Below are 22,311 nucleotides of genomic sequence, written 5' to 3'. Positions count from 1 at the left end.
GATGGGCGGTGATGAGCAACTCTACGCTTACGTCCTGGGAATAGCGAGCGCTAAAACGTCGAGGAACAGCAGCGAGATCGAATTTGCAGGGCTCTCCGCCTCGGAGTGCCGGGCGATGCTTCTTGCACAAGCGACGAGGTCATCGAGTGATGCGAGTCGTTGGCTCGAATTCGAAGTCCGGAGCAGCTTCCACGAACGTCCCGAATGGCGATTGAGGTTCGCTCCACAACCAAGCAACTGTTCTGCGCCTCCCTGATCTATCGAAATAGGGACCCCGCAGCATTGAGGCTGCCTCCGTTGGCGGTCGTCGCCCTCGCCGCACCCGCAGAGTTGAATTGAATCATTTACTCCCCTGAGGCGGCGACGAAACAAAGTCAGACTTCTCAGCCGGCACGTGCTATGAGCAGGGATGAAGAGATTGTTCGTGGCGCTTATCGTTGCAGGGTCGCCACCACAGCCCAGACGCTCGACCCGACGACTGCTGGGACCGAGGCACCAATGGGCGCGACATTGAGATACGCCCGTGAAACCATCGGACGGGTTTGCAGAGCCCTAAGCGGTCGCCTTCCTGCCCTCAACCGAGCGCCTAATGAGGTCAGCTAACCGTTCCAAGACGCATGTCGAGGCCGGAGACCATAAGATGAGTGACGATCGGGAACTTCATCGCGCTGCCAAAGCGAACCGAGAGCGCCTTGCGGTCGCGCATCGCGAGGTGGTCTTGCAAGAAGAGGCAAAAAATGCCGTTGATATTCGCGAAAACATGGCGCGCCTCAAGGAACTGAGATTGGCCAAGGAAGCACGAGAGACTCGAACGCAAATCTCCAAAGCGAACCAGCGCCCGGCGCCTAAGACGGGACGATCCAGATAAAGCTGATCAGTTAGCGGGTCTTCCTGTTCAGGTGCGCCTTTCGCCGCCTTGCGTGAGCAGCCAGCTGCTGGCAGTCGCCCATTCTGTGCGACCCGCGCTTCTGCTTTTCCGCACCCATGACGCGCAGTAGATCGCGCGCGCCACGGTGCCCCCGTGAAAAGCCCGCCAGCGGTTGGTGCCAGGGCTCGAATTAGCTCGCGGACTCCCCTGGGCGCGCGATCGCCAAGAAAGCCTCTTTTGCTTCTGCGCAGCTTTGAATTCAAGGACATATCTTTGAACAGCGTGCTTGGCATTGGAGCTCCAACGACGCATCAGGCTCCGGTCATTAGACCTATGGGGATATGGTCATGTGGACATTCATCGAAACCCTTTATCGCGACTATTGTTTTGCCCGCCTGCAAGAGATGCGGAAGCTCGAATCCTCGCACTGAGGCATGAGCAACGAGAGGAGCTACCCGATCGTGTCGACCCTGTTGTCGGCCTTGGCGATCGGCATCGCGATCTCGGTCATCATGGGGCAACCGCCCCAAGGCCATCCAAAAAAGCCCGTCTGTCGTCTTGTACTGAATCCCTGAGACGCTTCCCTCCGAACGAGAGAGAGAGCAATGCAGCACCAACCAACCAATTTCAGGATCTGGATCGAGTCCTTTACGACGCCCAGCATCGTCGCACCGCCGATCTTCTCGGCTGGCTGAAGCAATTTATCAGGGACCGCCGACAGTCAAGAACGACCAACTGGCGAACCGCAGCTATCGCGGGTGCGCCCGCACCCGGACCCTGAGGCCAGGCTCCAGCCGTTCGTAGGAAGTTTCGCCTTCGAGCTGTTTGCGCCAGCAGCTGAACTATCCGCGACTCCAATCCCTCCGGCGCCGCCCCCTCACTGAGACCCACGCCATTGTCGGACACCGAGAGATCGATACCGCTTGCGCTCGAAAACGCGACCGCGATGTGGCCCGGCCTGTCGCTAGGAAATGCGTATTCAGCGAGTTCGTCACCAGTTCGTTCGTGATCATGCCGATTGCGAGTGCATGGTTGCTGGCGAGGTCGATGTCCTCGCAGACCCCCTGACACGCGATCGGTCCGGAAGGCGCTAAGGACTGAAAGACCTTCTCGACCAAGTCGTTCAGGAAATAGCGCATGTTAGTCCCGCTTCGGCGATAGATGGTCCTAGACCTCCGCCATCACCTGCAGCCGGCGCGCGGTAGCCTCGAGCGCAGCCGCGACCTCCGGACCTCCATGCCGCGCCTCCAGCCTGATCATGCCGCCGAGGATCGTCAGATTGTTCTTGGTCCGGTGAGCCATCTCTTGCAGCAGCAAGGCCTTCGTCTTGTCTGCCATGACGACCCGGCGCAGTTCGGCACGCTGGAATTCGGCGACGGCGGCCGTCCCGGCGGCGGTGATCGCAAAGAGCGCATTCGTCGCGAAATAGTCGATACCCAGGCTGCCGGCATAGCTGACATAGGCGCCGACGGCGACGGCGATGATCGCCGCGAATATTCCGGACCTCCGGTCGAAGATCAGGCCCGAGAGAAACACGCCCGGCAGCAGCAGGTACCCCGGCGAGCCGGTCTGCATCTGCAGCGCCATCTGCAGTATGGCGCAGCCCAGCATGATGCTCGCGGAGATGCCGTACCGGACGGGAGTCGGAAGCCGGTGCTTGAGTACGAGCGGGGAGAGCCTGTTCATGGATTGAAAACTACGTGCCGCGGACAGCTGTTCCTGGCGGGATCCAATTCCACAAGGCCGTGCTCGTCCGCAAGAGCCATTGACGCGGGGAACGACCGAGCGCTGCGCCGTTCGATGCGAGACCCATACGTTTCGTCACCGGCAGTGAGCATACTCCTTGTAGAGGACGACCCTCTGATCCGCGAGTTCGTCGTCGAGGCGCTTCGCGAGGCGGGCTATCACGTGATCCACGCGAGCACCGGCGACGAGGCGCTGGCATGGTGCAACCGCCGCGTCGCGGATGTCCTGGTGACTGACGTCAGGTTGCCCGAGCAAGTCGATGGATGGCAGATCGCGGAACGCTATCGGAAGCAGTCTCCCAATTTGCCGGTCATCTATGCGACTGGCTTCTCACCCGTCCTGCCACGTCCCGTCCCCGGCAGCCGCATTGTTCAGAAACCCTTTCGGCCGGAAGAGATAGTTCGAATAGTAGAGGAGCTCGGCCAGACGAAGGGGACGCCTTCGGCTTAGCTGTCTTACCGGCTGCCGTGCTTTCACCGATTCAGCAGGGGCGATGCGCGCAGATCAAACTTTCCTGCGCAGGAACGAAGGCGTCAGTGCTAAGTTTTCCCAATGCCCCTGCCCAGGGGCGAACCCCGTACTGGCCCCAGCTCACACCCCCTAGCCCCCAGAGCTGGGGCCTTTATCCTCGGTAGATCCTCCGGGGTAGGCAGGCCTGGGCCGGAACGGTTCTGGCGGCGTTGGCGCTGGCCAAGTTCAAGAAATACGACAGCCAGGCCGACGCAAAGCGCAACGTCGTCGCCGCGATCGAGAGCGTCTCAAAGCGGCTCGGCAACACGCCGGCCATCTACCGCAAGTGCTACGTGCACCCGGAAGTCCTGAACGCCTACATGTCCGGGAACCTCGTGAAGATGATTGAAGCCAAGATAGCGCAGAAGTTCAAGCGCCAGTACGCCAAGCTTACCTCCGACGAGATCGTGGTGCTGGCATTTCTCCGCAGGCGTCTCGGTTCTCTGAAGGAAGCCGCCTAGCCTGACGCACCATTTTCTGGACGCCTGTGCCCTCCTCAGTCGTTCCGGGCGCGTCTCAAACGACGGGTGCTCTCGTCGGCAGAAACGGACCCTTCTTTCAAATCCGGGGTGCTGGACGTGGTCCGGTCGCGGCTCGCGATACCGTGCGGGTTCGGTTCGACGCTACGAACGCGAACTAGTGGAGTCGAAGTCGAAGCTTCAGGAGGGTCTGGCCACTCAGCTGGAACCGCACAGCTGCGCGAACAATTCATTGCCGTCCTCGGCCACGATCTTCGAAATCCGCTTGCGGCCATCAGCGCCGGCGCGCGGATCCTGCAGCGGTCGGGAGCGCTGCAGGAACCAAAAGAGCTTCGTATTCTCGACATGATCAACTCGACCGTCACCCGCATGTCCGATCTGATTGACGACATTCTGGATTTCGCGCGCGGACGACTGGGAGGGGGCATCACCTTGCACCGAGACGCCAAGCCGATCGAGCCTGTGCTCGAGCAGGTCGTCGACGAATTACGAACGGCGTCTCCTCAACGCCTGATCCAGACCGACTTCGAGATAAACGAGCCCGTCGACTGCGATCGCGCGCGTATCGGACAGTTGGCCTCCAATTTGATTGGTAATGCCCTTACTCATGGAGCGCCGGACCAGCCGGTGCGGATGGGGGCCAGAACGGAGGGCGGGACATTCAGGCTCTGGGTGGCTAATTGCGGCGAACCCATTCCAGGAAGCCGCCATGCAGAGACTGTTTGAGCCGTTCTTCCGCGGAGAGGTGCGCAACAGCCGAAACGGACTCGGTCTGGGACTGCATATCGCTTCGCAGATTGCGCAAGCGCACGGCGGAAGGATCGACGTGACCTCGACGCCGGAAGAATCCCAGTTCGTGATCTCGATGCCGCTCGTCCGGAACGATCGGGCCAAATGATCGCGCGTTCCCGACGCCCTTTCCTTCGGAACCAATCCTCCCCGCTTTGCTTGGCATGCAAAGGTCATGCTGAAATGTCGAAGGTGAAGCCGGTCATCCTGATCGTCGAAGACGAGTTCCTGCTGCGCATGGATTCCGTCGAGATTTTGGAGGATGCGGGGTTCGACGTCATCCCGGCTGCAAATGCCGACGAAGCCATCGCAATCCTGTCGACCCGGGCCGATATCCACCTTGTCTTCACCGATATCCAGATGCCCGGTTCAATGGACGGGTTGAAGCTTGCCCAGTTCGTGCGGGACCGTTGGCCGCCGATCAAAATAGTTGCGACATCGGGTCATGTCCGGGCCGCGGGCGATGATTTACCAAAGGGCAGCGTTTTTCTGCCTAAACCGTACCGTGGGGCCGAACTCATCGCGACGCTGCGGGACATGACGGGGATCGCCTGAGATCGATCACATTTTTCGCTCCCCTCGCGAAACCAGCGGGCCCATCGAGTTCGACGGCGCTTGAAGATAGGGCCCTGCCGATCAAACCACATCAGGACAGCCTGCGTTCCGGGGACGCACCTTTCGATCCTCGGCCTACCTAGCGAGCAGAGAGAGCCGGATCCTTCACTGCCACAGCGCCCCCTCGGGCGGGACCGAGACCCTGGAGACCATGGCCAAAGCCACGCGCCAGCGCGGTTTCGAGTATTTCGGGTGCGCGGACTGTAAATAAGCGCCGAAACTTTGACCCCCATCGGCTTTCAACGTTGACCCCACGCGTGACGACCATTCCGGTGATGTTTCAAGGAATTGGGCGACGTGGGCCGGGGTCATCCTTCGGCGCCGATCGGGGGTCAAACAACACGCCGAATGACAGGGGGATTCCCGCACTTCCCGACTCGAAGCCAACCGCGATTTGCGCGGGACGTCAGCTCGACGAATAGACGAGCAAAACACTTGCGGGATCGGGCGTTCGAGTCCTTGCCCTCGGTAGTCGCCGGTTCGGAGGAGCGGGAACGTTCAGTGGGCTCACGCCGTCATCGCGACAGCCGCGGCGTCGGAAGCTTGCTGGCGTCGGACTTAGGAACTGCGCGTTCCGCGCTGACTTCGGTCGATGACGCCGGCGACAATGGATGAGCGTCGCCTCAACCGTCACACGGGCGCAGCGTCGGCGGGGCCCAGTGCATTCCGCGATTTCGCCGTTCGCCACGCCCTCAAGGTTCAGCTCCAGATCGTCGATGCCGAACACGCAGGTGATGAAGGCCCAGAAGCTCGCAAGCGTGAAGCCGAGCAGAACGACCACAAGGATTAGCGGCGACACGCGGGTCGGCGTTCACCTGGCGACCCGCGATCGATTGAAGTTTTCTGCGTCCCGTGTCAGGTTGGGATTACCTAGGGGCTACACCGGCAGTCCTCGGTGTGCAGAAAAGCCTGATTTTACGGGGCTTTCTCGAAATTATGGCGGAGAGGGAGGGATTCTCGTCCCCGATACGAATCTATACTGGCCAGCCTCCGCCCGCGGCAGCTACTGGATGTTTCCCAGCGCCCAACCAAGCAGTCGGCCACGAAGACCTCCCCGCTGGCGAACTTCGAGGAACCTGAGAACCTCGGGACAATCATTTGCGATAACCGCCGCTTCCAGCAGACCCTTGGCAGACCCCTCCGAGATGCCCTTCTCATGACGAACGAGGCACTCGAGCACCGACAGGAAGTCGGTGTCGGACTTCGCTAAGCGCAACAAGTCGGGGAGCAGCGCAGGACGCAGCGCATAGATCTCGACGATCTTGTCCAATTCTCCCCGCTCAATCAGCTCGACAATCGACGAGACATTTACCGACGACGTCGAAAGAACCTCGTGGAGCTTAAGCAGCGCCGGACTCGAAACAACCGAGAGGATGATCGAGCGCATATTTCTGCTGTTCGTCTTGTCGTCGACGATCGCCTGTGCCACGGCGTACACGGTACGCTTGGCATCCTCGTCCACGGGCACCTCGACAACATACTGCCCAAATCCTTCCGCCTTTCGCTGCGCTCGGTACTTGCGCTTGGCTTCGGCCGCCTCTGAAACCTTCTTCTTAACGCGAGCGACGCGGGCATATGCTTTTATCGGTTCCAGGCCGAATTCCGCGACCTTCTCGTCAAACTGAGACTCGTTGCAGAAGTCTGCTCCCGAGCCTTCTTCGAGAGTCTCATGGCAGTTTCCAGAGCTCCTTTCACCGCAGGTCTTTGTGGTCATTTGCACGACTAGTCCCGAGACCAGTCTCCCTATGCCTGGCCTGCGAAACGCCAATCGCATCGCGCGCGCAGAATGCCGCGCGTCGAGCGACGTGCCGGAGGCTCGTTTCAATGTTTTCAGGGGTGCGCGAGGCCGTTTGCCGGGATGAAGGCCTGATATCTGGAGAAGCCTTCACCGCCTTCCGTCACTAAGTGACGCCGGATCGGAAACTTCCGGCGAGCCTCTCCATGGCCCGCACGACCGCCCTCGGGAGCGGTGGACACATGTTATATAGGGCGGCCCCTCTAGCACGCCAAACTCTCGAGAGCAGTATAGTTAAGATGAGTTAATGCCGGGGCTCTCCGCGCCGAGTCGGCACGGCCTCTCTAGAGCCCCGAACGGGACACTCATCGCTGCGAACAGCATCGCCTCGCGAAGGCAGCCGCTTCCAAAGCATTCGAGCGGAAGTCGCGAGCTTTCCCACCTCAGCCACAAGGACTAGTCCGAAGACTAGTCCGGCGTTCAACAATCAATTAAGCGGCGCAAGGTGCTAAGTACCGCTTACAAGGCGGCCCTCGCCTCTCCGGCAACGCAGCAACAAAAATAATTTGGGACGGAATTTTTTCGTCGCCACCGATTCTCGCCTGATCTTCTCAGAGAGTGTCCACAAATTTTGCAAGCTTTTGCGCACGCAACGCAATTTGCGCAGGCAACAAAGCAGCTGGCATAATCTACTGCGCAGCGCATCCGAGCTGGGCAGACAGGAGCGAAGAGTGGAACGGCCCAAAATCGGCATTGATGAACTCTTGGAGAGCTCTGAGGATTCCCGCTCGGTCGAGGCATCTCAGCACAAAGCGGCGCCCTGCCGGCCCTACGCCTTTCCTAAACTCAGGCGGTCTCACATCCTCAAAGTCGCGAACAACGATTCGCATTCGCCGAAAGGCCATTCCACCACTCCCGCCTCGGACCTCGCGCAAGATGCCAACGACGCTGGCACATCACTGCACGCGATCGAAGCTCCGAACGCGACGTTGAGGGAAACCCCATCGTTGCCCAATCCCTTCGATGATCCGCTCGTGACTAATGCCGACGTCCGAGTGGATGCTCTTAGGCTCGTGCGTCTGGTCGACATCTCGGTCGGTCATCGGCTCCGTGGCATCATCGACGAATTCATCCCAGTCATGGTTGGCTCCCTGTCCACCAATGACGTCATCCAGCCGGTGGTTGTCCGACCGGATCCCATGAACCCGGGCAAATTCCTGCTCGTTGCTGGCCTACAGAGGCTCAATGCCGCACGTACCAGTGGCGAGGACCAGATTCTTTGCCGCGTCGTCGGACTCACCGATGAGGAAGCAGAACTTTGGGAAATCGAAGAAAACCTCGTTCGAAGCCCGTTCACGCCGGCGCAAGAAGCGCTTGCCATTGATCGCTGTCGGGAGCTCCACGAGCAGTTGCACGGCAAACCGAAGGCCAGAGGAGCGGCCGCAGCCAATCGTGCCATGGGTCGGGCACACGCATCCGCCAGTGTGGCGGATGCGTCGCCCTCCTTTGTCGAGACCACCGCGAGGCGGATCGGCAAGTCTGCGCGGTCCGTTCAGCGGATTGTTCAGCGTGCCTCTCGGAACGGGCGCAACGATCTCGAGCGTGTTGTCGGCACATCGTTGGACCGGGGCAACGAACTTGACACACTGCCCATGTTGCCGCTGGACACGCGCGAGGCCCTCATCAAGGAGGCGGCCGCCGGTCAAGATGTCTCGGCGGTGGACCAATGGGGATCAGGCGACAGTCCCATGTCGTATAGGCAGTCGCGCGGCGGTCTGATCTCGGCCCAGCCCGGCGACCAACCAGTTAAGTGCGATGAAGGCGTCCGGGGACTCGCCGCCCTGCAAGCAGCCTGGCATGAAGCCTCCGTTCCCGCTCGCGAGGCATTTCTTGCCTGGATCGACGAAACCAACGCTGCGGCCACGACCCTGGAATCCCAATCGTTTGAAGCCTTCCAATCCGAGGACGGCAAATGAGCCTTCAGGCGACGATATGGGGATGGAAGCAGCTCAACATCACGTCCACAGAGAAAATCGTTCTCCTCGACCTCTGCGATCGCGCGAACGACGCCAATGTGTGTTGGCCCAAACAAAAAACCATCGCAAATCGGACCCGCCTCACTGAGCGCACGGTCTGCACCGTATTGGCCAAACTTGAAGCGCTTAAACTCATCCACCGTAAATCGAGGAACGTCAATCGCAAGCGTACGTCCGACTGGATCACTCTCCTGATCCGTCCTCTCGAACCGCCGCCGACCGCAGCTCCGCCGGTCGGCCCGCCTCCTGCGGATACTCCTTCCCACCCCACACTGAAGAATGAAGCTGTTTCTGGTGATAACCAGAACGTCGTTCAGGTGCCTACCGGAACGAATTTCAGCGTAATCTACCATGATGAAACACCCAGACAGAACCAGCCCCTACCCAGCTTCATCGAGCCGTTTCCCGAGCCCGGGCGCCTCGACGTAGACGCCATCATCTACGCCGTTCGAACCATCGAAGGGATTGCGGTGGAGCTAGGACCCGCAATTGACTGGTCTGCCCCAGGTATCAACAACTTGGCGCCTGTCGCGACGTGGCTGATGCACTTTGATGAGCGCGAAGTGAAGTCCTGCCTGATCAAGGTTGCCCGACGAGTTGGCAATGGCGCCAGCAAGATTGCTTCTTGGAAGTATTTCGAAGCCGAAGTCCTGAACGCATGCCGAGCTGATCAGGACGATGGCTAAGCTCCAGCGCACGCCCAGCGGGGGGACGCATGACCGTACGCGATCGTGCTGGGAAGTCATGGTCGCGTCCATGCGTTCCCGGCGGTCAGCCGATAAACGACGACGCTCAAGGCAGGGCAGCCGTCAGTCAGTCCAAGATGGGCTTCAGACCGGCTCAAACAACCGCGAACTCAATCGCGACTGAGTTCCGGAAAAGCGATCACAGTGCCGCCCTGCTCGCCCGAAAATGGAGCATCGTCCTCTCCCCGGGCGCCCTCCGCGTCTGCTGCCGCCGAGCGCTCGGCCTCGAGCAGCGCGGCGATTTCGGCGCCGTCGACGCTACCCCGCTCGAACAGCCGGCGCGCCACCGCGATCAACGCCGTCCGGTTGCCCTCGAGCAGGTCATGGCAGGCACGGTCAGCCTCGGCAAGCTCGATGCCGACCGCGGCGCGAATATCGACGTGGCGGAGAAATTCCTCCGCATGGCGCGGGTCGCCGAGGTGCGTCAGGGGCGACGGTCCCGCCAAACCCAGGCCGCCTAACATCGCGCAGCTCAGCCTGGTGGCCTCCGCCAGATCCTGTTGGGCGCCGTGGGACGCCTCACCGAGCAGGACTTCCTCGGCGGCACGGCCGGCGAGCAAGACTTCGATACGTGACCTATAATCGCTCGCCGTGCCTTCGAAGACCTGGCGGGTGGTACGCATCGACATCCCGAGCCGCCGGTCCGTGCGCGTCGTGTTGGCGACGACGCCGTCGGGGCCGAAGCGGAGCACATCGACCACCGCGTGGCCCGCTTCGTGGATCGACGTCCTCCAGCGCAGCTTGCCGGAAACGTCGTGGTCGCCGACGAGAGCAAGACGGAGGTCGTCGAGCCTGAGTTCGCGGTTCTCCCGCCGCGCCACACGGCGTGCGTCCTTCACCGCGCGCTCCGCGTCGGCGCCGGTCATGCCAGCTGCCGACATCACGACGGTGGAGATGTCCACGCCGACCAGATCGCCCTTCAACCGAACCCGGAAGATCTTCTTGAGCTCGTCCTGATCGGGCGGACTGATGCGCACCACGTTCTCGAAGCGGCCCGCCCGCAGCAGCGCGGGATCGCAAGCCTCGACCTCGTTGGTGCAGCCGATCAGGAAGACGCCCTCCCGCCGGCGCACACCATCAACCTCCTCAAGCAGCGCGTTGATGCAATTCCTGACGTAGTCTGAGTGCGAGTGCTTGACGGCGCGACGGTCGACGAAACTATCGCATTCCTCGAGCAGCATCACGCAGGGCGCCTGAGCCCGGGCGGAGGCGAAGTCTCGGCGCATCGCCGCCAGGAAATCGCCTAAGTGCCCCTCTGCCTGCCAGGAATAATACGAGCAGACGATCAGCGGGATGCCTGATTTCGAATCCTCGCCTGACGCGCTACGCGCGAACGCCTCTGCGAACAGCGTCTTGCCGACGCCGGGTGGCCCAGCGAGCATCACGGCGCTCGAGACCGCATCCCAGGGGATCTCGCCGTGTCGCCAGGCGGCGAGATCAGCGATCGCATCGTCAGCCCAGGCGCGCGCACCAGCCATGCCATGGATCTCGGAGAGCGCCAGCCCCCGCGACGGCCGTTCGGCCCTCTTCGAGGCGGCGAGACGGTGCAGCTCGTCGACGCATTCTTCCGGCGTGCGGTCGAACCGAATCGCCGCTGCGAGGTCACCTACACCAACATCGCGCATCGTCTCCGCCGGCACATCGACCGCCGTCCTGATGCCGGTGACGGCGCGGATGGTGCGCGACACCGTCGCGGGATCGAGCATGGGCAACTCGATCCGGTACCGGGCCGCTTCGTTCAGCACTTTCGGAAGGCAGGCGCGGCCGTTGGACGAGAACGCCACGAAGGGCAGCGCGTAGGCGCACATGTCGGCAGCGACGCGCTCCAGCCGCTGTTTGGCAGCGCCTTTGAGCGGCTCCCTCAGCACGATATAGGCGCCGTCGAGACCGTCGCGACGGCCGGGAGCGGTCTTGACCAGGTCGATCATACGCAGCGCGTCGTCGAAAAACATCCCGCGCCACCCGCCTTTAAGCGCGTCGAGCATCGCGCCGTCGGCGATGTCGACGACAACGGGAGCGCCGCCGCAGATCAAGTCCCGCGCAGCGTCCGGCGCGGCGTCGAAAGCGCGGGCGAGCAGCAGAGCCGCGGCAATTCGCGCCGGGCTCGGGGGGCATCCCTCGCGGCTTGCATTCTCCTCGAAGCCAGTGTCGCCATCGACATCCGCCAAGCGCGTCAGACTGGCGAAGCCGCCCGACCGGGCGATAGGCGGCCGATCGTCGCCCACGGCGAGGTTCCACCGGAAGCGCAAGGCATCGCGCCAAGCCTGCCCGTAAGCCCGCCGCTCGATGGGTCCAATGCCGGTGCCGGCGAAGGACTCCGGGCGGTGCGTACCGCCGTTACGGGGCCCAAAGACACTCGACATGCTCGTGGTCTCGTTCATGTCTAGATCTCGATGAGAGGATCGGACCCGAGGCGCTCGTTCGGGTAGCCAAGCGCCGCGGCGAAGTCCTGCTCGTTGTCGCTGGCGACGACGATCAAGGACGCGTTCAAGGCGGAAAAATCGGCATGCAGGTCGCTCGTCGGCTGCACCATCACGACCCACCTCCCGTCAGCCGGGGCGGCGTCTTGGGAACACGGGCGCCGGCACGGCGGCTGCCGAGCCAGATCTCGTGCATCGACCAGGATGCCGAGAGGCGCGTGCGCTCGCGCGTCTCGATCGGCATGCGGGCGAGCGTGTGCGACAGCACCATCGCCGCGGCGGGATCAAACAAGGCGCAGGCCAGCAACACTGTCATGCTGAGATCGACGCGCAGGCCGATGCGCTCGGGGATTCGACGTCCGATGACGATGCCGATGGCGGCGGCAGCGTCGCCGCGGATCACCGCACGCCACTCGGGCATCGTGGCGGAGATGCCGGCGACGAAGCTGGCGACCTCGGAGCGAGCGCGTTCGTCGAAGGATTCAGCCGTTTTTGTGCGCCAGTAGAAGAGCACCGGAGGCAGCGCCTCGCCGTCCGGGAATTCGCCTTCTTTCATCGGGCAAAGCTCCGTCATTCGCGCGGCAGGCCGCGCGTGATGTTGAGATGCGGAATTTGAAAAGGTTAGGCGAGGGAGGGTCCTTGGCGGACCCTGCCCTGCCTCGCCGGGACACGCCCCGTCACGTCACGCCGTGCCGGACCACGCCTAGCCTCGCGGTGTCGAGCCATGCCAAGACTATTCGAGCTGCGACTCCTCGATCAGGAAGCGACCGAAGTCGGGACGGTGGTCGCCGATGCCGAAGGGACCCGCCATGCGGAAGTAGCTCACGACGTCCTCCCGGTTAATAATGGTGGTGATGAACGAGCCGCGTACGGTCGCGCTCCAGCCGTCGAAGCACGGACGCGTGCGCGCCACCCGCGAGTCGTCGACGCGCACGATCTCGCGGTGGCGGAAGCGCGGGTCCTGCCAGAGCTCTTCGACCGTCTTCGGGCCATCGTACTCGAGCATCGCGGGACCCTCGGCGACGAAGGCCGCCTTGGTCGCCTTGCCCTTGCGGACCGTCTTGGCGCCGTTGACGAGCGCACCCTTGATCGCGGACGGCGGCAGACACGGCCGGCCTTCGTGAAGCCACAGCGATCCGTGCCACTCGAGCTCCGCGATCCGGTGATGGTCAGCGTCGGTTTTGTGCTGCTTCCCCGTGAGCTTTTTGAGCGCCTTCGCGGTGGGGTCGAACGGGTCGGCGAGCCTGCTGGAGTGCATCAGCATGGGGCCGACGCCGACCAGACGGAGGGTGATCATCTCCACCGCCATGATCAGATCTCCCCCTCGGTGGGATCGAAGAGCGGTGCCGTCTCGGCGATGCTGCGGACGATGTTGGCATACGAGGCCGGCTTGGCCGCGTAACGACGGGCGCGCAGCATGCTGGTCACCACCTCGTGGCACTCGTGGCACAGCACCGTGAGGTCGCCATCGCGCTCATCTCCGAGGTTGTCGTAGGTGCGATGGTGCGCCTCGAGCTGCTCGGTCGCCGCGCAGAGCACGCAGCGATGGCCGGCGGCCGCGATCGCACGCTGGCGAATCTGCCGCCAAGCGGCGCTACGCAGATGTTTCTCGTAATCCACCATCGGTCATCGTCCCCGGTCAGTTTCCTGAGGGGCGGTGTAGCACAGTTCTTCTGGTTTGGGGACAAATTGTCCCCAAAAACCCGGAAATTCTCGTTAACCTTAACCGTCGGTTAACAGGAAAGGTAAAAATGTAACCATTGATTAGTAGCTCGCCCCGTTCGGAGGCCCGGCCGGAGAACTGATAGATTCCGATGGACGACCACCTGCTCACCCCCTCCCTGCTTCGAGCAGCGCGCGCCCTGCTCGGATGGAGTCAAACCGAACTTGGGCAGAAGGCTGGCGTGTCGCGGAAGGCCATCGCAACGTTCGAGACGGCCAAGCCATCCGATCGAACCGATCCGCGCCGCAAGGCCGTGCTGCAGACGCTGCGGCAATATCTCGAAGTCGAATGCGATATCGAGTTCACCTTCGCGAGTGACAAGACGGGCGAAGGCGTACGTCGCGCGAAGTCGAGGTGACGGGAGCGACCAAAAGATTCCGGTGGGCAGGATGACAGAAGGCCAATCCTAAGCCGTACAAGGCAAGTCCTACAACTAGAATACTCGCATGTCAGCCGATTCGACCTATCCAGCCGTCGCTGCGGATGATTTTGCGCGCCGCTTCTCGCAACGGGGCGGAAATCTGATGTGGTTGCTCGGAGCCGGTGGATCGGCGGCCGCCGGCATCCCGACGGCGTGGGACATGATCTGGGAGTTCAAGCAACAGCTCTACATAAGTCAGCGGCGCGTCTCCCCGAAAATGGTCGCCGACCTTGCCAACCCAGCCGTCCGGCGCGAACTGCAGTCATTCGTCGATGGCATCGGGAATTTGCCGCCGCCCGGCGCTCCCGACGAGTATGCGGCTCTCTTCGAAGCCGTCTATCCGAGCGAGGCGGACCGTCGAACCTACATCGCGTCGAAGGTGAGCGGCGCCAAGCCGTCTTACGGACACGTCGCTCTTGCGACAATGATGCGGGCCGGACGTGCTCGTCTCGTCTGGACGACCAACTTCGATCCGTTGATCGCTGACGGCTGCGCGAAGGTCTACGGCGGAACTGGTCAGTTGACGACGGTGGCGATCGAGACCAGAAGTCTTGGGCGCCAAGTCATCGACGAGGGGCGTTGGCCCGTCGAAGTCAAAATGCACGGCGACTTTCGATCGCGCAGACTGAAGAACACCGGAGACGAACTGCGCGAACAGGATGCGAAACTCAGGTCGCTGTTGATCGACAGTTGCGGCCGGTGGGGCCTGATCGTAGCTGGCTACAGCGGCCGCGACGACTCCATCATGGACACCCTGGAAACGGCTCTCGAGCGCGACACCCCTTTTCCTGCCGGTATCTTCTGGCTCCATCGCGGCGAGGACCCGCCGTTGCCGCGCGTCAAACGGCTCTTGGCGGCCGCCGCCCGCAAAGGCGTCGACGGCGGGCTGGTGCCGATCGAGAATTTCGACGAGGTCTTGCGCGACCTCGTTCGCCTGGCGGAGGATCTGGACACTAAGGCCTTGGACGAACTCGCTTCGGAGCGACGAATCTGGTCGCCCGCACCGCGACCAACCGGCAAGCGCGGTTTTCCAGTGGTCCGGCTCAATGCACTCGAATTGATCGAAACGCCGACCGTTTGTCGCCGCGTCGGATGCGGCATCGGCGGCGTGGCGGAGGTCAGGTCGGCGATCGAAGCCGCAGCCCTGCCGGTGCTCGCGACCCGGTCACGAGCCGGAGTACTCGCTTTCGGCTCCGACGCCAACGTGCGAGCCGTGCTTTCGGCCTACGACATTGAAAGCTTCGACCTGCACGCGATCGAAGTCCGCCGATTGCGCTACGAAAGCCAAGAGCGTGGGCTTCTCCGTGAGGCGTTGACCCGCGCGCTGACCCGAACGCATGCGATGACTGCAGATCGTCGCCGAAGCAGCGATCTCTTGACCCCGGCCTCGATCGACGACGCGAAGTGGGGGCCGCTCAAGAAACTGACCGGCAGCCTCGGTGGAACGGTACCGAAGCATCCCGAACTGAGTTGGCGGGAGGGCCTGGGCATCCGGCTGGATTGGGCGGACGAGCGGCTCTGGCTTCTGCTCGAGCCGCGCACCGTGTTCGAAGGCATCACGCAGGGGAACAGAACCACGGCGACCGATTTTGCCCGCGAGCGCACAGTGAGGCGCTACAATCCGGCGCTCAATGCCCTTCTCTCGTTCTGGTCGACGCTGTTCGCGTGCCCGGAGCGCGATATCTTGGCCCTCGGCATCAGCGCGCGCGTGGATGCGGCCTTCAGGCTCGACGATACGACAGCTTACTCAGGAAGAGGCCGCCCATGACGAGCGAGATATCGCCTCACCTTTTCATCCCGGAAGCCGAGCTCGCATTCCATCCCGAGCGAACATCCGACGTCGACCTGCACCCCCTGCGCGGGCTGTTGCGGTTTGGTCCCTATTCGTCAGGCCTAGTCCCCAACCCCATTCGGATCGCGACGATCGCACCGGCCCGGCAGGGGGCGCGACTCTACGGCTTCATGAAAGAACTCGCGGCCGAGTTCAAGGCGACCGAACGCAAGGACTACCTCCCGGCCTGGCCCGGCTTCCGCAAGGCGTTCAATCTCGATATGCGAGGCGCCGTTAAGGATTGCCACTTCGAGTTGGACGATCGGCTGGAGTTCGAAATGAAGGACTCGGCTAGGCCCCACGTCGTGTTGGCGGATCGGCTGATTCGCGCCATCCAATCTCTCGAGGCGCGTCGGGATGCGTTCGACATTGTCTTCATCTACATCCCGCAAAGCTGGGCCGCGGGCTTCGTGGGGTCCGCCGGCGACGATTTCGACCTCCGCGACCACCTCAAGGCGGCGACCGCCGCGCGACGCATTCCGATCCAATTGGTACGCGAAGACCGCGCGCTCGCCTATCCGGACCGCGCAAGCGTCATGTGGCGCATCGGACTTGCGATTTACGCGAAGGCGGGAGGCGTCCCCTGGAAGCTCGCTGACACGGACCCTGAGGCCGCCTATATCGGTCTCTCCTACGCGGTGCGTCCGACCGAATCGGACCGGCCGCGCTTCGTAACATGCTGCAGTCAGGTCTTCGACGCCGAAGGTGCCGGTCTCGAGTTTGTCGCCTACGACGCCCACGAAATCGACGTTCAGCGAGAAAACCCTTTCATGTCCCGGACCGAGATGTTCCGTGTCATGAGCAGATCGTTGGACCTCTATCGCAGAAGGCACTCGGGCCGCACGCCTCGCAGGGTCACGGTGCACAAGACTACAGAGTTCAAGAAGGAGGAGATCGACGGCTGCATGGAGGCGTTGCATCTCTGCGAGGCGGTCGACTTGGTGCAGGTCGTTGAGGACGTGGGCTGGCGCGGCGTCAGGATCGAACGCGACCGGCAAGGCGGCGCTAAAGGAAAGCCTTTCGGCTATCCAGTTGAACGCGGCACGCTGATCCCGCTCGGGGATCGGGAGTGCCTGCTTTGGATGCACGGCGACGTGAAGGGCGTTGCCGAACGCTCATATTATCAAGGAGGTCGTAGCACGCCGCGCCCGATCCGTCTGGTGCGCCACGCGGGCCATGGTAGTTGGGACGACACGGCGCGTTCGGCTCTCGCTCTCGCGAAGATGGATTGGAACAACGACGCGCTGTACGACATGCTGCCGGTGACGATGGCTTACGCGAAAGTGCTCGCGCGCGTCGTCAAGCGCATGGACGGCCTGGGTTCGACACCGTATCAGTTTCGCTTCTTCATGTAGCGAAATCGCCTAAGTCGTTGTGGGTATCGCCAGGCGCCTGAGTCCGCCCAAGGGCGCCTTGAAGCCATGGTCCGGACATCTCTACGACTTGCTCAGCCAGTCGGTCAGCGCGTTCACGTGCACGGCGAAATCTCTGGCCTCTCCTGGTCCGCCTTTATGATTGACACCGGCGACCGCGCCGTCATCATCGAGCAACGGACCGCCGGACATGCCTTGCGAGAGCTTTTGCGTCACCTCGATCATCGGGACGGCGCTCTTCGTGGGCAACGAGGTTATCGACCCGGATCGGACGTTGATCTTGTCGCCTGGGCCGAAGCTCGGAAATCCAATCGCCGTCGTATTGTCGCCGACCTTGAATGTGCGTTTCGAGATGTCGAACTCGTAGTACTCGGTGACGGGTATTTCGTGTGCGAGCACGGCCAAGTCCCGATGCGCGTCGTTCTTGGCGACCGTCACCTTGAATTTATTCGAAGTCTTGCTGGGGTGATAGACCGCGATCTCTGTCGCCCCCTCCACGCAATGCCAGGCCGTAACGAGACCCACTGACTTCAAGAAGAAAGCCGTGCCCTGCGCGCTGCCTTCCGCTGCGTCATCTGCCCAATGCTCGACTACCCACACCGCGCGCTCCCTGATCTCCAAATTCGTTGGCAGAATTTCGAGTTTCTCGGAAGGGAAGAGCTTGTTGTAGCGCGAGGCCAGACCACGGAAAATCGGGTCCGAAGGTCCCTTGATGTGCCCCACCCAGGATATCCGTCCGCGAAGATGCGACGCGAGCGTCGCTTCGCGACCATACTTGTCTTTGAGAATCTTCTGGGCGACCGCAGCGCCTCGTGTTTCGGTCACGAACAAGGCTGCGCGGGTGTTTCGTACGTATTTTCGGTCGACGTTGACGAACTCGTTGATCTTGAGGCCGGTCACTGTTCGGCGCGAATGCTTGTCGGCGTAGTGGATCTTCTGCGGATTGATCGCGAAGCCGTTGGATCGGAAAGCTCCGCGAAGCCGATCCTTGAGCAAATCGGGCGGGAAATTCCCGGCCGGCGGCGGGGGTCCTTCGAATAGCAAGGTCAGCGGCTGGTAGCTGGAGAAAGTGATATCGTCGGCATACCTGGTGTAGATGCAGCGGCTTTCCTTCGCGATTGTCTGCAATTCCTTGTCCATCCGGAAGCAGATCATGTTGGAAATTACTGGACTGCTAGGCGCGCCTTGGGGCAGGACACCCTCGTTGCAGCAGATCCGCGCCAGGATTTCAGCGACTCGACCGTCGACGCCGAGCGCACCCATTAGGCCGGACACGCGTCCTTCCGTGATGGCCATAAAGAAGCCTTCGATGTCCAAGTTCAACACGAACTTGCTCCGGAGATGAGCCGTAGCGTTCGTTTTGACCGAGCGGCCGTCCACAAAGCCATGAACGGGATTCCGCGGTCTGTATATCGACGCGAGCGAGGACGCGATCTTTGTCTGCAGCATCTTCAATCGGCGGTCCGGTGCGCTTATGACGCGCTTCTTTTGTCCGCCTTTCGAAATCTCGAACTTCTGATACATCCGGCCCCGAAACCACCAAATCTTCTTGAGTTCGGCTGTCGACAGAGCAAGAAACTTCAGCAGCTCGGCTTCGCACGTGAGCTCGTTTGGAACGGTGACCCGGATAGGAGCGCCGAAGAACGATGCAAGGCTGGGCACGAGGTCTCCCTTCCAATCACGCCAGGCATTCAGCGAGCAACGTGGCGCGCACGATCCTTGATTAGACTTTCGCTCTTACGCCGCAGTTACGACAGCGCGCATGCGAGGGGAGACCTCGTAGCATCTTCAATAGCAGCGCATCGCGCTGGCGCCACGTCCTCCTTGGGAAATTCACATGGATATTTGGCCTTAGGTCGCCGACGCTCGCAGATCAACGCTTCCGCCAAATCGGGCTTCGGGATCAGCAGCAGTCTTAGGTGACAGGGAGCATTAGTGACTAATGCCTCCCGCCCAAGGATAGAGAGAGCATGCGGTCGCGACCGCGCCCACGGTAACCATCACCCGGGAACGTTAGCGTGCCACGTCCTCGATTTGTAGGAATCGAAATTCCGACTCTTACCTTCCTGCACGATGACCTGGGCATAAAACGGCATGCAGTGCGCTTCGCTTGGAGCAAGTGCGCCCTCCGCCAACTTCACGAGCTCAGATCCCCGCCCATCTAACCGATGTAGGAGAAGAGAGTGAGCTCCCACGATAGCACGATCAACGCCGTCGATTTGCCCGCCTGAAAAACGGTGCCCATGCCTGTCGCTACCTGCAGCTGCTGCAATGACTAAAGGACGGATGGCGGCGATAAGCCGCCGCCGCTAGGGCGGCACGTTGATCTTGAGCGGCGTTATGTCGTGCGGTGGGTTGGGCCGTGGAATTTGATCAGCGGCCGCCTCGGATGTATCAATGAGACATCCCTCGCGTCGACTTCCATCGGCCAAGTCTGGGAAATCAAGGGGTTATGCTGGATCTGGTAGCGGGGGAGGGACTCGAACCCCCGACCCCAGGATTATGATTCCCGTGCTCTAACCAGCTGAGCTACCCCGCCATGGGCTCGCCATCGGCGGCCGGTGAGCCGCGGGTGCGAACGCGCGGCATATAAAGAGTGGCATGCGCGCCTGTCAAGCAAACCCGGACGTGGCAGCAACTTATTGCAGACAGAGGCTATTTCGGCCTCACCGATTGGTCGCCGCCGGGGCTGCCGGGCGGTGGAATCACCGGCGTGTTGCCGCCTTGCGGGGTCGGCGCGCGCATTTCGGGATCGACCCCGGCCGGCGGGCACAACACCCCGTCGGATTTGGCGAGCTTGTCGCCCAGCGGCTGGCTGCTCTGCCCGGTGGTGGTTCCTTCCGGAACCACGGCACCAGGATGCGAAGGCTGCTGCGGCGCGCAATTTGCGGCGGTGCGCGACGGCGCCGGTGGCGCGGTCTGGGCCGGCGGTGTGGCTGATGTCGGCGGCGCCTGCGCCACGGCCACAGCGGGTGCCATTATCAGCACACAGGATAAAGCGAGTGCTCGATTGATCCTCATGACGAGAAAACCATGACGGCGCGCCGATGTTCCCCGTCAAAATCGCCGCAACCTCACGATTTGCGGAAGCGGATCAGCGAGAAATGCCCCATCGGCGGCATCGGGCGGCGCTCCGCAAGGCTGACCCCGCCATGCTTCGCCGCCCAATTGGTCAGCCGCTCCCACGGAAACTCCGGACGCCAGCCGAGCCGCCGCGCCAGCGGCGCGAAGGCGAGCTCGAAGACGCGGCGCGGGCCGCTCTCGGCGCCGATGTGATTGACTAGGATCAGTTCGCCGCCGGGCTTCAGCACGCGGATGAAATCGTCGAGCGTCGCCTCGGGATCCGGCACCGCGGTGATGACATATTGCGCGACCACCGCGTCGAAGAACGCATCCGGAAATGCGAGATTCTTGGCGTCCATCACCGCCAGCGCCTCGACATTGCTGAGGCCCTGCGCGCGCACGCGCTTGAGCGCCCGCCGCAGCATCGGCTCGGAAATATCGACGCCGCATAGTTTCGTGGTGCGCTTGTATTCCGACAGCGAGAGCCCGGTGCCGACGCCGACATCGAGCACGCGGCCGCCGATCCGATCGGCTTCCGCGATCGTCGACTGACGGCCCTGATCGAACACCTTGCCGAACACCAGATCGTAGATCGGTGCCCAGCGGCCATACGCTTTTTCGACCCCTTCGCGGTCGATGTCCCCAGCCATTCCCCTGCCCCGAAGTTTCTTCTGTCTATCCGCGAACCGCTTCTGCAATCGGCGCCAACGCGTCCTGCGTCGCGGCGCGTATTGCGCGGCTTGCGCTTGCACTCCTGATGAAGCCGCCGCCGAGCACACGCGCCTGCCCGGAGGCTGCGTCGTAGAACACGCAGGCCTGGCCGGGCGACACGCCCTCCTCGCCGGCGACGAGCTCGACCTCATAGCCGCCATCGGCGGCGCGGAGCCACGCCGGCTGCGGCGCGCGCGTCGAACGCACGCGGACATAGATCTCGATGCCCTCGCCGATCACGCGATCCAGCGCGCCGTCGCCGATCCAGTTGACGTCGCGCAGCGCGATGCGATCCATCCGCAGCGCCTCGCGCGGCCCGACCACGACACGGCGCGTCGCCGCATCGAGCTTGACCACATAGAGCGGGCTGCCGGAGGCAATGCCGAGCCCCTTGCGCTGGCCGACGGTGAAATGGACGATGCCCTGGTGCTGGCCGATCACATGACCGTCGAGATCGACGATGTCGCCCGGCGCGATCGCATTCGGCTTCAGCCGTCCGATGATGTCGGTGTAGCGGCCGGTCGGCACGAAACAGATGTCCTGGCTGTCCTGCTTGTCGGCGACCTCGAGATCGAAGCGGCGCGCCAGCTCGCGGGTCTGCGGCTTGGTCATGTCGCCGAGCGGGAAGCGCAGGAAGTCGAGCTGCTCGCGCGTGGTCGCGAACAGGAAATAGCTCTGGTCGCGATCGGCATCCGCGGCGCAAGTGAGCGAGCGCGATCCGTCGGCAAGCCGCCGCGAGACGACATAGTGGCCAGTGGCGAGCGCCTGCGCGCCGAGCTCGCGCGCGGTCGCGAGCAGATCGCGAAACTTGACCGAACGGTTGCACTCGATGCACGGCACCGGCGTCTCGCCGAGCGCGTAGCTGTCGGCGAAATTGTCGATCACCGATTGCTTGAAGCGGCTTTCGTAATCGAGCACGTAATGCGGGATGCCGATCCGTTCGGCGACATTGCGCGCATCATGGATGTCGCGGCCGGCGCAGCAGGCGCCCTTGCGATGGGTTGCAGCGCCGTGGTCGTAGAGCTGCAGCGTGATCCCGACCACGTCATAGCCCTGCGACTTCAACAGCGCAGCCGTCACCGACGAGTCGACGCCGCCGGACATGGCAACGACGATCCGTGTATCTTCAGGGCGGCCTTCGAGATCCAGACTGTTGAGCATCTTTAAGCGGTCATTGATCACTGTCGCGGCGAGCTTACGCGCTCCGCGACGATATTGGAAAAAGCCTTTTGTCCAGAGAGCCTT

The 22,311-nt window shown here is 62.4% G+C and carries 23 protein-coding genes and 1 tRNA gene; 12 read left to right on the top strand and 12 right to left on the bottom strand.

Features of this window, described 5'->3' with window-relative positions:
* Window positions 1–640: 640 nt before the first annotated feature.
* Window positions 641–868 carry a transcriptional regulator gene (locus tag JEY66_RS08530; protein ID WP_157183484.1) on the top strand — a complete coding sequence of 76 codons (228 nt, stop codon included), beginning with the start codon at window positions 641–643 and terminating at the stop codon, window positions 866–868.
* 1,167 nt (window positions 869–2,035) lie between these two features.
* Here JEY66_RS08530 and JEY66_RS08525 read toward each other — a convergent pair.
* Window positions 2,036–2,554, bottom strand: a complete 519-nt coding sequence (locus tag JEY66_RS08525) for a histidine kinase dimerization/phosphoacceptor domain -containing protein (RefSeq protein WP_240536838.1) — start codon at window positions 2,552–2,554, stop codon at window positions 2,036–2,038.
* A gap of 144 nt (window positions 2,555–2,698) precedes the next feature.
* Here JEY66_RS08525 and JEY66_RS08520 point away from each other — a divergent pair, with 144 nt between their 5' ends.
* The 6 genes from JEY66_RS08520 to JEY66_RS08495 all read left to right on the top strand — a co-directional run bounded on the left by JEY66_RS08520 (window position 2,699) and on the right by JEY66_RS08495 (window position 5,797).
* Entirely contained in the window at window positions 2,699–3,064 is a 366-nt protein-coding gene (locus tag JEY66_RS08520; RefSeq protein WP_026193329.1) for a response regulator, read from the top strand.
* Between the two features lie 230 nt (window positions 3,065–3,294).
* Window positions 3,295–3,585, top strand: a complete 291-nt coding sequence (locus JEY66_RS08515) for a hypothetical protein (RefSeq protein ID WP_018273541.1) — start codon at window positions 3,295–3,297, stop codon at window positions 3,583–3,585.
* 108 nt (window positions 3,586–3,693) lie between these two features.
* A complete protein-coding gene (locus tag JEY66_RS08510) occupies window positions 3,694–4,329 on the top strand; it encodes a sensor histidine kinase (protein ID WP_075968377.1) in 636 nt (211 codons plus the stop codon).
* On the top strand, window positions 4,313–4,501 hold the full coding sequence (locus tag JEY66_RS08505) for an ATP-binding protein (RefSeq protein WP_026193330.1): 189 nt from the start codon (window positions 4,313–4,315) through the stop codon (window positions 4,499–4,501). Before JEY66_RS08510 ends, JEY66_RS08505 begins: the two co-directional genes overlap by 17 nt.
* Window positions 4,502–4,575: 74 nt before the next feature.
* The gene (locus JEY66_RS08500; RefSeq protein ID WP_016845117.1) at window positions 4,576–4,947 is read left to right on the top strand and encodes a response regulator; all 372 of its coding nucleotides are present in this window, start codon (window positions 4,576–4,578) and stop codon (window positions 4,945–4,947) included.
* A gap of 652 nt (window positions 4,948–5,599) precedes the next feature.
* The gene (locus tag JEY66_RS08495; protein ID WP_016845116.1) at window positions 5,600–5,797 is read left to right on the top strand and encodes a hypothetical protein; all 198 of its coding nucleotides are present in this window, start codon (window positions 5,600–5,602) and stop codon (window positions 5,795–5,797) included.
* Window positions 5,798–6,010: 213 nt separating this feature from the next.
* Here JEY66_RS08495 and JEY66_RS08490 read toward each other — a convergent pair whose 3' ends face one another.
* Entirely contained in the window at window positions 6,011–6,721 is a 711-nt protein-coding gene (locus tag JEY66_RS08490; protein ID WP_240536837.1) for a hypothetical protein, read from the bottom strand.
* Between the two features lie 752 nt (window positions 6,722–7,473).
* Between JEY66_RS08490 and JEY66_RS08485 the strand changes: the two genes are divergently transcribed.
* Both JEY66_RS08485 and JEY66_RS08480 read left to right on the top strand, forming a co-directional pair.
* Entirely contained in the window at window positions 7,474–8,718 is a 1,245-nt protein-coding gene (locus JEY66_RS08485; RefSeq protein WP_018273542.1) for a ParB/RepB/Spo0J family partition protein, read from the top strand.
* The gene (locus JEY66_RS08480; RefSeq protein WP_016845114.1) at window positions 8,715–9,464 is read left to right on the top strand and encodes a helix-turn-helix domain-containing protein; all 750 of its coding nucleotides are present in this window, start codon (window positions 8,715–8,717) and stop codon (window positions 9,462–9,464) included. The genes JEY66_RS08485 and JEY66_RS08480 overlap by 4 nt, the downstream gene beginning before the upstream one ends.
* A gap of 170 nt (window positions 9,465–9,634) precedes the next feature.
* Here the strand turns inward: JEY66_RS08480 and JEY66_RS08475 are convergent, their stop codons facing one another.
* The 5 genes from JEY66_RS08475 to JEY66_RS08455 all read right to left on the bottom strand — a co-directional run bounded on the left by JEY66_RS08475 (window position 9,635) and on the right by JEY66_RS08455 (window position 13,567).
* Complete coding sequence (locus tag JEY66_RS08475) at window positions 9,635–11,905, bottom strand: AAA family ATPase (protein WP_016845113.1); 2,271 nt, start codon at window positions 11,903–11,905, stop codon at window positions 9,635–9,637.
* 2 nt (window positions 11,906–11,907) lie between these two features.
* Window positions 11,908–12,060, bottom strand: coding sequence for a hypothetical protein (locus JEY66_RS08470; protein WP_018273543.1), 153 nt, complete (start codon window positions 12,058–12,060; stop codon window positions 11,908–11,910).
* Window positions 12,057–12,500, bottom strand: a complete 444-nt coding sequence (locus tag JEY66_RS08465) for a hypothetical protein (protein WP_051110130.1) — start codon at window positions 12,498–12,500, stop codon at window positions 12,057–12,059. The genes JEY66_RS08470 and JEY66_RS08465 overlap by 4 nt, the downstream gene beginning before the upstream one ends.
* 177 nt (window positions 12,501–12,677) lie before the next feature.
* A complete protein-coding gene (locus JEY66_RS08460) occupies window positions 12,678–13,253 on the bottom strand; it encodes a hypothetical protein (protein ID WP_016845111.1) in 576 nt (191 codons plus the stop codon).
* Between the two features lie 2 nt (window positions 13,254–13,255).
* Window positions 13,256–13,567: a hypothetical protein gene (locus tag JEY66_RS08455; protein WP_016845110.1), complete on the bottom strand. Its 312-nt coding sequence runs from the start codon at window positions 13,565–13,567 to the stop codon at window positions 13,256–13,258.
* Window positions 13,568–13,758: 191 nt separating this feature from the next.
* Here JEY66_RS08455 and JEY66_RS08450 point away from each other — a divergent pair, with 191 nt between their 5' ends.
* The 3 genes from JEY66_RS08450 to JEY66_RS08440 all read left to right on the top strand — a co-directional run bounded on the left by JEY66_RS08450 (window position 13,759) and on the right by JEY66_RS08440 (window position 17,274).
* A complete protein-coding gene (locus JEY66_RS08450) occupies window positions 13,759–14,025 on the top strand; it encodes a helix-turn-helix transcriptional regulator (RefSeq protein ID WP_016845109.1) in 267 nt (88 codons plus the stop codon).
* An 88-nt stretch (window positions 14,026–14,113) separates the two neighbouring features.
* Window positions 14,114–15,856: an SIR2 family protein gene (locus tag JEY66_RS08445; RefSeq protein WP_018273545.1), complete on the top strand. Its 1,743-nt coding sequence runs from the start codon at window positions 14,114–14,116 to the stop codon at window positions 15,854–15,856.
* On the top strand, window positions 15,853–17,274 hold the full coding sequence (locus JEY66_RS08440; RefSeq protein ID WP_018273546.1) for an argonaute/piwi family protein: 1,422 nt from the start codon (window positions 15,853–15,855) through the stop codon (window positions 17,272–17,274). The genes JEY66_RS08445 and JEY66_RS08440 overlap by 4 nt, the downstream gene beginning before the upstream one ends.
* 81 nt (window positions 17,275–17,355) lie before the next feature.
* Here the strand turns inward: JEY66_RS08440 and JEY66_RS08435 are convergent, their stop codons facing one another.
* The 5 genes from JEY66_RS08435 to mnmA form a co-directional block, all read right to left on the bottom strand.
* Window positions 17,356–18,954 (bottom strand): trypsin-like peptidase domain-containing protein, encoded by a 1,599-nt coding sequence (locus JEY66_RS08435; RefSeq protein ID WP_016845106.1) that lies wholly within the window; start codon window positions 18,952–18,954, stop codon window positions 17,356–17,358.
* Between the two features lie 800 nt (window positions 18,955–19,754).
* Window positions 19,755–19,831 (bottom strand) — tRNA-Met (locus JEY66_RS08430).
* Window positions 19,832–19,947: 116 nt separating this feature from the next.
* On the bottom strand, window positions 19,948–20,313 hold the full coding sequence (locus JEY66_RS08425) for a hypothetical protein (protein WP_026193332.1): 366 nt from the start codon (window positions 20,311–20,313) through the stop codon (window positions 19,948–19,950).
* Window positions 20,314–20,366: 53 nt separating this feature from the next.
* Window positions 20,367–21,005 carry a class I SAM-dependent methyltransferase gene (locus JEY66_RS08420; protein WP_016845103.1) on the bottom strand — a complete coding sequence of 213 codons (639 nt, stop codon included), beginning with the start codon at window positions 21,003–21,005 and terminating at the stop codon, window positions 20,367–20,369.
* Between the two features lie 25 nt (window positions 21,006–21,030).
* The gene (mnmA, locus tag JEY66_RS08415; RefSeq protein ID WP_018273547.1) at window positions 21,031–22,227 is read right to left on the bottom strand and encodes a tRNA 2-thiouridine(34) synthase MnmA; all 1,197 of its coding nucleotides are present in this window, start codon (window positions 22,225–22,227) and stop codon (window positions 21,031–21,033) included.
* Window positions 22,228–22,311: the final 84 nt, after the last annotated feature.

This window comes from Bradyrhizobium elkanii USDA 76 (assembly GCF_023278185.1).
Classification (GTDB): domain Bacteria; phylum Pseudomonadota; class Alphaproteobacteria; order Rhizobiales; family Xanthobacteraceae; genus Bradyrhizobium; species Bradyrhizobium elkanii.
The sequence above is the reverse complement of the archived record's forward strand: the minus strand, read 5'-3'. Positions and strand labels throughout refer to the sequence as shown.